Origin of the sequence: Enterococcus sp. BSD2780061688st2 D3 (assembly GCF_005844145.1) — a bacterium.
In the GTDB taxonomy this organism is placed as follows: Bacteria; Bacillota; Bacilli; order Lactobacillales; family Enterococcaceae; genus Enterococcus_B; species Enterococcus_B durans.
Genome location: NZ_SPHN01000008.1, coordinates 99,330 through 110,400, shown reverse-complemented (window position 1 = coordinate 110,400; position 11,071 = coordinate 99,330). Strand labels below are relative to the sequence as shown.

The window sequence follows — 11,071 nt, the reverse complement described above, 5'->3', positions numbered from 1 at the left end:
AGACCATGGCAGGAATCAAAGATATTGCAAAAAAAGCGGGTGTTTCGATCTCAACAGTCTCTTATGCACTTAATGGAAGTCCTAAAGTAACTGAAGAGACAAGAGCACGTATCCAAGCGATTGCAAATGAACTTAACTATGTTCCTAACATGGCAGCTCGAACACTAAAACGGCGCCAAACAAAAATCATCGGTGTCTATTTGGCCGATTATGGAGGAAGTTTTTACGGCGAACTGCTTGAAGGAATCAAAAAAGGGTTAGCACTATTTGATTATGAGATGATCGTCTGCAGCGGTCATAAATCTCATTTGTTTATCCCAGAAAAAATGGTGGACGGAGCGATCATTTTGGATTGGACGTTTTCAACGGAAGAAATCCAGATGTTTGCTGATCGTGGGCATCCAATCGTCATTCTGGATCGGATCATGGTACATGAAAATGTGCGACAAGTCCTTTTAGATAATCGTGGAGGTACAACATTAGCGGTCGAACAATTTTTTAATGGTCATTCTAAAAAAGTACATTTGATTGCTGGACCAAAAAATGGCTATGATAGTCAAGAACGGCTGACTATCAGTCAGAGAGAATTAGCACGTTTCGGAATAACGTATGAAGTTTTTCAAGGGGATTTTACTGAACCATCTGGCTATCAAGCAGCAAAAGAAATCATCAAACAATCAGAAAACTTTCCTATTGATATCTTTGCGCTTAATGATGAAATGGCGATTGGCGTGTACAAATATGTGAAGGAAACACCTTATGAAATTGGGCAGGATATTCGGATCATCGGATTTGATAATTCAGAATTAGGCGCTTTTGTACAACCTCGACTAGCGACAATCGCCTATTCTAAGCATCGCTGGGGGATGGTCGCAGCAGAAAAAATCATTCATTTGATTCAAGAAGAAACAGTCGAAAGTGAACATATTTATACTAATTTTATTGAAGGGGACTCATTTCCTTTATAGTCAAAAAGATGGCCAGAACGCAAAGAAACGTGATACCGTTTCTCCATGTGTCCTGACCATCTTTTTTTATTTTTCAGAATATACCCCACTAGTCATTCGAAAGAACAGCACAGCAATTTTCTCATAACATTATTCTTTGATGATCAAGCCCATCAAAGTGGAGAAGCGTAAAGCCTGATAAGTCGAGACTTGGCATCCTTTTAGATCATCCATTGAAACAGTTAAGGACTCAAAGTGAGAAGTACTCAAATCAACACCCTTTAAAGGAGTTTGTTCAAAATTAGCTTCATTTAAATCGCATGTATCAAAAGCAAGATGTTTGAATTTGCATTGATAGAAATCGGTTCCTTGGAGTTGTGAATGGACAAAGCGAATGTTTTCTAGTTTTGAAAAACCAAAAGTAGCAAGGTTTAAGATACAATCTTGAAAAGTAACATGATGGATCGCAGATTCAGGAAGAGAGGTTCCTAAAAGTTTGCAATTGATGAATTCCACGCGATGAATCGATGCTTTGGAAAGATCGGCGTTCGAAAAATCGCAATTCTTGAAGCGAACGTCAACAACTTCAAGCTGGCTGAAATCTGTATTCGTAAAAAGACAGTGGTCAAATTCCATATGATAAAAACGTGGCCGTTCAAGGGACGCATCCGTGAATTCAGAACCATAAATAGTACACATTTCGAGAATGGGATCTTCTTCATAAAAAATATCTGAGAAATGCTTACTTTCTAATTGTGCTGTGATTTTAGGCGGTATGATCTTCATTGATTACCCAACTTTCATTATACTGGTAGAGGTACAAGTTCAAGGAAAGTATACCATGAAAGACCGGATAATATATTGCAAAATACAGCAAAATATTGCAAAAAAATGCATGATGAATTAAACTATCACTTAGGAGGCGATTTCATGCTGATGGAAGATCGTTTGACGAAGATAAAAAATAGTTTAAAAGAATATCAGAGTGTCACTACAGAGGATTTGGCAGAAGAGCTAGGTGTATCAAAAGATACGGTCCGTCGCGATTTGATTAAACTAGAAAAACAAAAATTTTTACGGAGGACACACGGTGGGGCAATTCTTCCGGAAGAAAAAGCACCTATTTTTGACTATGAACAACGAGCAAGCAAAGCCAATCAAGTGAAAATCGCATTGGGTGAAAAAGCAAGTTCATTCATTGAAGAGAACTGTTCGGTCATCTTCGATTCTTCCACTACAGTTGAGAATGTGATCCATCATTTATCTGATAAAAAAATAAATGCTGTTACAAATTCCTTGGTGCATGCAATGTTACTAGCAAAATTAAATGGTACGACTATTTCTCTTTTGCCTGGAAAATTACACAAGACGCAATTGTTTCTTCATGGTACAGAAACGATTGAACAATTGAAGCAATATAAAGTAGATTATACTCTTCTTGGGATCTATGCTTTATCAAGTGAAGGAGTGTTCATCCATACGAAAGAGGAAGGATTGGTCAAAAGACAGATGGTCAAACAAGCCGCTACTGTCATTGCTATTGCGGATCATACGAAGCTGGACAAAACTGGGTTCTTTAAAGTATGTGAGTTGGCGGAAATCGATGTGCTAGTTACGGATCGTCCTTTATCAAAAACGCTAGAGGAAGCATTAATTCAAAATCATGTAACTTGCGTATGTTTAGAGAAAAGGAGCATGAAAAAATGAGCAAAAAAATCATTCTAACCACAGTGAAGGAGCCAATGACATTTTTAGATGTCCCACCTGTTTTCTTGACTGAAGAAACAATGGAAGAAAGAAAAAATAAGTTGATCACACGTATGAAAGAAGAAGGAATCGATACACTAGTTATTTATGCAGACAAAGAACATGGAGCGAATTTTGAATATTTGACAGGATTTATCCCAAGATTTGAAGAGGGATTATTGGTGGTTGAAGCAAGTGGCAACGATACTTTGATCGTAGGGAATGAAAATCTAAAGATGCATGCTCATTCAAGGATTTCAACGAAATTGATCCATTATCCGCCTTTTTCACTACCAAATCAACCGATGACAAATGAAGAATCTTTAGCGGAAATTTTTGCTACTCTAGGGTTTAAGGAAAAAAATAAGATTGGATTGATCGGTTGGAAGATGTTCACGACGCAGAAAGTTGCCGCTTCTAAATTATTTGACCTTCCATATTTCATTGTTGAAGCCATCAGACAAACTATTGATGCCAAAACTGAACTTATAAATGCCACTTATCTGATGATTGGAGAAAACGGTGTTCGTAGAGAAAATAATGCAAATGAACTTGCGCATTATGAGTATGGAGCAAATTTAGCATCAAGATGTATGCTCAACGCACTCAATAAAATTGAAGTTGGTATCAAAGAAGTTGAAGTGGCAGAACAACTGAATGGCGAGGGGCAAACCAATACAGTGGTCACAATCGCAGCTACAGGAACGCGCTTTGACTATGCTAATCTCTACCCCACACATAAAAAAATCAAACAAGGTGATGCCTTGTCTTTAACGACTGGGTTTAAAGGGGGGCTTTCTAGTCGAACAGGATTCGTTGTTGAAAAAGCAGAGGAGTTACCTGTGGAGCAAGCCGATTATTTAGAGCGGGTAGCAAAACCTTATTTCAAGGCGATCGTCACTTGGCTTGAAAATCTCAGAGTTGGTTTAATCGGAAAAGAAATGTATCAATTGATTGAATCTGTATTACCGAAGCAGCTGTTCCATTGGCATTTGAATCCTGGACATTTAACAGCCGATGAGGAATGGATGGCCTCTCCTATCTATGAGGGTTCCACAGAATACCTTGCTAGTGGCATGATTTTCCAACTGGATATTATCCCGTCTGTTCCCGGCTATACTGGGGTCAGCGCAGAAGAATGTGTAGCAATTGCAGATGAAGACCTTCGTACCTCGATCAAAGAAAATTATCCTGAGTTGTGGGAAAGGATCTGTATCCGCCGAAACTATCTTGAGGAAGAACTGAATATTTGCTTGAATGAGGCTATTTTGCCACTTTCGAATACGGTTGCTTACCTTAGACCTTTTTATTTGGCAAAAACAAAAGCTTTACGGGTTAAAAATATCTGTGGCAAGAATCAAATGAAAGCATAGATACAAGAAGGAAGAAAGGTGTCACGAAAATTATGATCCGACTATTTGAGAATTACAGCCTATTTTGAGTAGATTGGTCCTGCCTTGGGTGTTTGTTCGTATTTAGAGTGTGGGGTGAAAGTATTCTTTGCTTTCATCTCACTTTTTTACAAGTTACTTTAATTAGGAGTAGATTTTTTTACTAAAGTAGCTTATAGTTTTTCGTGAAAACGTTTTAAAATAGGAGGGCACTGTGAAAAAAATACTTTCGATCGATGCAGGCAGAAAATATTTTTCAAAAGAACAATTGGAAACCATCATTGAAAAAGCTTCTCAAGCTGGTTTTACAGGAATCGAAGTGATTTTAGCAAACAACGGACTACGTTTTATCTTGGACGACATGGCGATTAATGGACAAGTCCGATACTATGAAAGTGAAAAGGTGAAAGAGGCATTAATCAAAGGAACAAAAAAATATTATGATGATCCAAATGGCTGTTATTTATCGCAAAAAGACATGGACTATTTGTTGCAATCCGCAAAAGAACGAAGCATTGAACTGATACCGGTAATCAATAGTCCCGGACACATGGATGCTATAGTTGAGGGAATGAAACATTTAGGTATTCAAGCTCCCTCTTTTCGCACATCACGAAGTACCATCGATTTAGCGAATCGAGAAGCGGTTGACTTTACGCGTCAATTAGTAAAAAAATATATAGACTATTTTTCGGGAAAAGTAGGTTACTTCAACCTTGGCTGTGATGAGTATGCGAACGATGTAAAAACAGAAGGAGGATGGCTAGGACTCCTAGATAAAGGGGATTATGCGAAGTTTATAGACTATACGAATGAACTTGCCGCAATGGTCAAAAACAATAAAATGGAACCGATCGTCTTCAACGATGGTATCTACTATCATGCAGATGAACGCTATGGGCAGTTTGACCCCGCGATCATCGTTGCATATTGGACGGCTGGTTGGAAGGGGTATGAAGTCTGCCCACCAGAATTTTTAGTGGCTAAAGGGCATCGTTTGTTGAATACGAATGACAGCTGGTACTGGGTGATCGGGCGCAATACAGAAAAAGATGGGTATTACCATTTTGAGCAAGTGCTAGAGGGCATCAAAAGGACCGAGATAAGTCAGGTGCCAGCGGCTGTTGAAAAATTACCGATTATTGGAAGCATGTTTGGCATTTGGGCAGACGACCCCGAGCGCCCGTTCGAGATGCAGGCGCTCGATCAATTGATTACTCGTTATTCTAGTTACTGGAATCAACAGTTTCAATGATTGTGGTGTCTTGAATCATAGGTATGGACATAATTTTTCACTAGGATCGAAATAAAGATACTCATAATCCCTAATCCAAATGTAGCGTATAGGATGGTGAATAATTTTCCTAATACTGTAACAGGATGGATATCACCAAAACCGATAGTGGTCAGTGTAATGAAACTCCAGTAAAAAGAGTCAAATAAGGATACTTTTTCGAGAAAAGAAAAGCAGAACGTACCAATGGTTAAAGTAATCAACATCACAGAAAGTAGTGCCCGCATTTCTTCTTTTCTCAAAATAGAAAAAAATGTCTGGAACAATTTAAGTGTTGCACGAAAAAGGAACATCATCATGGCCTCCTTTGAGTAGATTTTATACTGTAAAGTTTACCATATGACTAGGATAATCGCTTTATGATACCTATAAGGAACACTGCTTATCATAGCTGATTGAGGAGAGTCTGTGTTCATATCTGTTGTCCATCACGGAAATAACTGACATTTGATCTTAAAAAATTTCATTTGCAATTTGACTTGGAGAAACGTATGATTCTTTTAGTATATCGTGAGAAGTATGAACTTAGAGAAGCAAGCTATTTTTGCAGACACGATTGATTAGTAACAAAATAAAAAATGGTTTCCTCCAATCAAGCAAAAGCAGATCTCAATTGCATCATTGATTGGATGTTTGATCTTGATCAAAGGACCATACATATCAGTTATAATGAGGTGAACAACTAGTGAATATCAGAGAAGTAAGTGAAAAAAAGGGAATATCTCCAGATACCTTGCGCTATTATGAAAAGATTGGGTTGATTCCTCCTGTTCATCGAACAAAAGGTGGTATCAGAGATTATACGGAAGAAGACTTGAATTGGGTAGATTTTACCATTTGTATGCGCAATGCGGGCCTTTCGATTGAGTCTTTGATCACCTACAATAAATTATGTGAACAAGGAAATGAAACAATCGAAGCACGAAAAGAGTTGCTGATTGAAGAGAGTCAGCAATTAGCGAAAAAAATCGAAGAGATGCAGGAATGTTTTGATCGATTAGAGGGAAAAATAAAGAATTACGATCGACTCCTAGTAAAGAAATAAAGAGTGTATAGAAAAACTGGAATGGACAGAAACTTTGTCCGTTCCAGTTTTTTTCCTGTAATAGTTGTCGCAAGTACTATCAGCACGACATTATCCAAGTGCACGTGTCAGATCATTCAGCAAGTCTTCTTCATCTTCTATCCCACAAGATAGACGGACGAGTGTTTCCGTCACCCCCATTTTTAGCCGTTCTTCTTCTGGCATACTCGCATGTGACATTGCCCAAGGATAGGAAAGAATCGATTCCACGCCACCAAGACTGACCGCAACGATTGGCAATCGACAGTTAGTAAATAAAGACTGGATCTGATCGACCGTTTCCAATGCAAAAGAGAGAATTGCTCCAGAGTTCTCACATTGTTGGTGATGCACTTGATATCCTGGATGTTGTGCTAATCCAGGATAATAGACTTTTTTTACTTTAGTGTGTTCAGATAGAAAGGTGGCGATTTTAGAAGCATTCTTGATGGACTTCTCCATGCGTAATCCCATCGTTTTTACTCCACGCAATAATAGCCAAGCATCTTCTGGTCCTAAGATCCCACCTAATGCGATCTGATGCTCCTTTAATTTTTTATAAATCGCTTCTTGATTTGTAGCAACTAAGCCAGCTACTACGTCGCTATGTCCATTGATAAATTTAGTTGCACTATGTATGACGATATCTACGCCTAAGGATAAAGGGTGTTGCGAGAGTGGGGACATAAAAGTATTGTCGGAAACGGTAAGAATCCCATGTTTTCTGGCAGTTTCCGCTACTTTTCTAATGTCAGTGATCGTCAATAATGGATTCGAAGGTGTTTCGATATAAAACATTTTTGTTTCTTTTTTGATTGCTTTTTCCCAAGAATCATTATCTGTTTCATCTACGAATGTACAGTCAATCCCAAATCGTGAAAGAAACAAATGGATGCTGTGGAAGGTGCCACCATAAATGTTTTTTCCTAATACCAGATGGTCACCTTTTGACAGTAGAAACAAGACCGCGTTGATGGCAGCCATTCCAGAAGAAAAGGCCAATCCAAAAGTAGCATCTTCTAAAGAGGCGATACATTTTTCAGCAGCTTCGACCGTAGGGTTCCCAAAACGCGTATAGCTAAATCCTGTATGGGTAAAGACATCTTGCTGATGAAAAGTCGATGCTTGGTATTTGGGGATGGATGAAGCACCAGTAACAGGGTCGATCATCGGATAGTCATGCAGTAACTTCGTATTGATTTTCATGAATCGTTCCTCCAAAGTTTGTTTTCATTTGCGCATTAAAAGTAGCATACTCATTCTCTTTATGTCAACGTTTTCTTGATAAAAAATTATCAAACGAGTATTTAATTTAATAACGTGATTTATTATAAATAATATACAATTATACTAATTTTTCTACATATAAAAAAACTAAAAAACATTTGACTGATATAGTTAATTGTGATAATTTTTTATTGAAATATGTTTTTTTGATAAAAATTTATCACTCAAGGAGGGAACAATGACGAAAGAAGAAATAAAAATGCCTTATGAGAAGTACCGTCGAGCAAATGATTTTATTTTTATTTCAGGACAGTTGCCAATAGATCCAAAAACAGATCAACTGAACGGCTCAACGATCGAAGAGCAAACGAAACAGGTAATGGCAAATATAACTGATATACTTAAGGATTTAGAACTAACTTTTGATCATCTTGTAAAAGCTACTTGTTTTTTGGCAGATATTGAACATTTTGCAACATTCAACCAAGTATATCAAGAATATTTTGGTGAGCGTTTTCCTGCTCGCTCTGCTTTTCAAGTAGGGGCTCTGCCGAAAGGTGCTTTGATCGAGATCGAACTGATTCTAATGGAAGAAAGTTAGGAGGGGAAAAATGAAGATTGTGATCATCGGTGGTATAGCGGCTGGCATGAGTGCAGCAGCAAAGGCTAAGCGCCTAGACCCATCCACTGAAATAATCGTGATTGAACAAGAAGAGTATGTTTCATTCGGGGCATGTGGCCTTCCCTATTATTTAGGGGAGGAATTCAGTGATGAAAACGAAATGTTTGCAAGGACCCCAGAACAAATAGAGCGCTTGGGCATTCGTTTGTTATTAAAGCACAAAGTTCAAGCGTTAGATAGTGAGAAGAAACGAGTGCTAGTGGAGGATCTAGCAACAAATGAACGATTCTACGAGAAATATGATCGCCTGATGTTGGCGGTAGGTGCCAGTCCATTACTTCCAGCTATTGTGGGCAGTGACTCTAAGGATGTTTATACGGCAACTAAATTATCAGAGATCAATAGATTTAAACAAGCACTACCGAGCTATAGAAAAATCACCATCGTTGGTGGTGGTTTTATCGGGTTGGAATTAGCGGACCAATTGGTGAAAACGGGAAATGAAGTACATATAATCGAAACAAAAACAGAATTGATGAACCGAACATTCGATCAGGAATTTTCTGAGAAAATAGCAGAAGCGATCCAAGAAAAAGGTGTGAACCTCCATTTAGGAGAGTCAGTAGTAGCTATAGAACAGCAAGGTGGGCGTGTCCATGCTATACAGACAAGTAAACAGCGATATGAAACTGATGCAGTGCTGTTTGCAATAGGATTTGCCCCGAATACTGGTTTCTTGGATGGACAACTCGATTGTTTGGAGAATGGTGCTATCAGAATTGATGCTTACGGACGAACCTCGCAAAAAGACATTTTTGCCGCCGGTGACTGTGCCTCGATACCTCACCGTTTGTTGGGAGATGTTTATCTACCATTAGCTACGACAGCGAATAAAATGGGACGAATCGTGGGGATCAATATCAGTAGTGAGAAGGTAACAGAAGAATACGTAGGTGTATTAGGTAGTAGTGCGATCAAAATCGGAGACTATGAAGCCGCTAGTGTCGGCCTTACAGAAAAGGCAGCACAACAAGCGAAAATGGACTACAGTACTACTTGCGTAGAGGTAGCAAACCATTCGAACTATTATAGTGTGCAGGAAAAAATAAAAATCAAGCTTGTGTATGACAAACAGACAAAAGTAGTGTATGGTGCCCAATTATTCGGCAAAAATGAAACGGTACTCCGTTCTACGGGGTTAGCTGTGGCAATACATGGACAAATGACAATTAAAGAACTAGGATTTATTGATTTTGCGTACGCTCCTCCATTTGCTTCCACGTGGGAAGCAATCAATGTCGTTGCAAATACTGCAAAATAAAGGAGATGGATAAAGTGACCAATGCCCCTTTTTTTACTCAATTTTTAAAACTAAGTAATTTTTATACAGTCTTTGGACTGGTCTTATTGTTAGGTTCATTAGCTATCATGAAATATATGAAAAATAAACGAGTCAATTTTTCAAAACGAATGATCTATGCTTTGATACTAGGTCTGATCTTAGGGATTGTTGTGGATCTAGTTGGTTCCACTAATGAAGTCTATACGGAATTTGCTCGAACAGAAATCAATACATGGTATGCATTAGTTGGATCGGGCTTTTTAAAAATGATCCAATTATTAGCTATTCCGGTCGTGTTTTTATCGATCATCAAAGTCGTGGTGGAAGTGAAAGGCGAGCGCCTGAAGCATCTAACAGGGAAAACTTTTGCCACATTACTTGGAACAACTGCGATTTCTGCATTGTTAGGTATACTTGTTGTGAAACTATTTCAACTGAATGGTGCAGAATTTGCTGGTGATCTGGCAGCAGAACGCGTCGAAAACATGACTAATATCGCTTCGCAAAGTTTCCCAGAATTTTTCCTTAATCTTGTGCCTAATAACATCATTAGTGTCATGGGGAACAATGGTAGTATTGTCTCAGTCGTGATCATTGCGGCAATGTTTGCCGGCGCGATCCGTTTTTTAGAAGTAAAAAAACCAGAACAAGTTGCGCCCTTTGTGACTCTGCTTGATTCCTTGAAAGTGACTGTGAATTCGGTGCTGACAAATGTCATCAAATTGATGCCTTACGGTGTAGTAGCATTAGTGAGTAATACGATCATTTCCAGAGGTATCCAAGCAATCATGGGGATGATCGGCTTTATCGCAGCGTTATATACAGGTGTCATACTCATGCTTATCGTGTACGTTTTCCTTCTTATGGTACTGGGTGTCAACCCATGGATCTTTTATAAGAAAGCTTTCACGACTCTATTATTCGCTTTTTCATCCCATTCTAGTGTAGGTACTTTGCCTTATACACTAAAAACATTGAATGGAGATCTGGGGGTTTCATTGGAGACGTCAAATTTTGTCGCTACATTAGGAACATCGATTGGAATGAATGGGTGTGCTGGGGTATTCCCTGCGATGTTAGGTGTGTTGATGGGCTCGGCTGTTGGTGCAGAAATGAACCTTTCCTTTTATATTTTAGTGGTGGTCGTAGTTACAGTTGGCTCAATTGGTATAGCCGGCGTACCAGGTACAGCGACAGTTGCTGCAACCGTTACATTGAATGGGTTAGGTTTTGGGCACACATTGACAAGTATTGGTGCGATTTTTGGGATCGATCCGATCGTTGATATGGGACGTACCATGTTGAATGTAGCTGGCGCGATGGTTTCTGCCATCATGGTAGATAAGTGGGAAGGGACATTTGATAAAGAAGCTTTCTTGGCACCAGTAACGAAAAAGACAAGTGAAGAATAAATAAAAGAAAAAAAGTGGAAAAAGGAT

The 11,071-nt window shown here is 38.8% G+C and carries 10 protein-coding genes and 1 pseudogene; 8 read left to right on the top strand and 3 right to left on the bottom strand.

Features of this window, described 5'->3' with window-relative positions; all coding sequences use genetic code 11:
• The first annotated feature begins 5 nt into the window (after nucleotides 1–5).
• Nucleotides 6–968, top strand: a complete 963-nt coding sequence (locus FGQ66_RS08365; protein ID WP_081134304.1) for a LacI family DNA-binding transcriptional regulator — start codon at nucleotides 6–8, stop codon at nucleotides 966–968.
• Nucleotides 969–1,097: 129 nt separating this feature from the next.
• On the opposite strand, the gene FGQ66_RS08360 is transcribed toward FGQ66_RS08365, so the two are convergent.
• Nucleotides 1,098–1,733: a pentapeptide repeat-containing protein gene (locus FGQ66_RS08360; protein WP_138302176.1), complete on the bottom strand. Its 636-nt coding sequence runs from the start codon at nucleotides 1,731–1,733 to the stop codon at nucleotides 1,098–1,100.
• A gap of 144 nt (nucleotides 1,734–1,877) precedes the next feature.
• On the opposite strand from FGQ66_RS08360, the gene FGQ66_RS08355 reads away from it, so the two are divergent.
• From FGQ66_RS08355 to FGQ66_RS08345, 3 genes are all read left to right on the top strand, one after another.
• Entirely contained in the window at nucleotides 1,878–2,654 is a 777-nt protein-coding gene (locus tag FGQ66_RS08355; protein ID WP_138302175.1) for a DeoR/GlpR family DNA-binding transcription regulator, read from the top strand.
• Nucleotides 2,651–4,066 (top strand): M24 family metallopeptidase, encoded by a 1,416-nt coding sequence (locus tag FGQ66_RS08350; protein WP_138302174.1) that lies wholly within the window; start codon nucleotides 2,651–2,653, stop codon nucleotides 4,064–4,066. Before FGQ66_RS08355 ends, FGQ66_RS08350 begins: the two co-directional genes overlap by 4 nt.
• 232 nt (nucleotides 4,067–4,298) lie before the next feature.
• Complete coding sequence (locus FGQ66_RS08345) at nucleotides 4,299–5,339, top strand: beta-N-acetylhexosaminidase (RefSeq protein ID WP_138302173.1); 1,041 nt, start codon at nucleotides 4,299–4,301, stop codon at nucleotides 5,337–5,339.
• On the opposite strand, the gene FGQ66_RS08340 is transcribed toward FGQ66_RS08345, so the two are convergent.
• The gene (locus FGQ66_RS08340) at nucleotides 5,333–5,671 is read right to left on the bottom strand and encodes a potassium channel family protein (protein WP_224784466.1); all 339 of its coding nucleotides are present in this window, start codon (nucleotides 5,669–5,671) and stop codon (nucleotides 5,333–5,335) included. The genes FGQ66_RS08345 and FGQ66_RS08340 overlap by 7 nt on opposite strands.
• Before the next feature lie 392 nt (nucleotides 5,672–6,063).
• Between FGQ66_RS08340 and FGQ66_RS08335 the strand changes: the two are divergent.
• Nucleotides 6,064–6,484: pseudogene (locus tag FGQ66_RS08335) on the top strand (MerR family transcriptional regulator).
• 29 nt (nucleotides 6,485–6,513) lie between these two features.
• Here the strand turns inward: FGQ66_RS08335 and FGQ66_RS08330 are convergent.
• Nucleotides 6,514–7,647 carry a trans-sulfuration enzyme family protein gene (locus FGQ66_RS08330; protein ID WP_138302171.1) on the bottom strand — a complete coding sequence of 378 codons (1,134 nt, stop codon included), beginning with the start codon at nucleotides 7,645–7,647 and terminating at the stop codon, nucleotides 6,514–6,516.
• Between the two features lie 259 nt (nucleotides 7,648–7,906).
• On the opposite strand from FGQ66_RS08330, the gene FGQ66_RS08325 reads away from it, so the two are divergent.
• The 3 genes from FGQ66_RS08325 to FGQ66_RS08315 are packed head-to-tail and all read left to right on the top strand — an operon-like array spanning nucleotide 7,907 to nucleotide 11,044.
• Nucleotides 7,907–8,269, top strand: a complete 363-nt coding sequence (locus tag FGQ66_RS08325; protein WP_138302170.1) for a Rid family detoxifying hydrolase — start codon at nucleotides 7,907–7,909, stop codon at nucleotides 8,267–8,269.
• A gap of 10 nt (nucleotides 8,270–8,279) precedes the next feature.
• A complete protein-coding gene (locus FGQ66_RS08320) occupies nucleotides 8,280–9,611 on the top strand; it encodes a CoA-disulfide reductase (RefSeq protein WP_138302169.1) in 1,332 nt (443 codons plus the stop codon).
• A 14-nt stretch (nucleotides 9,612–9,625) separates the two neighbouring features.
• Nucleotides 9,626–11,044 (top strand): cation:dicarboxylate symporter family transporter, encoded by a 1,419-nt coding sequence (locus tag FGQ66_RS08315; protein ID WP_053109123.1) that lies wholly within the window; start codon nucleotides 9,626–9,628, stop codon nucleotides 11,042–11,044.
• The last annotated feature ends 27 nt before the right edge of the window (nucleotides 11,045–11,071 follow it).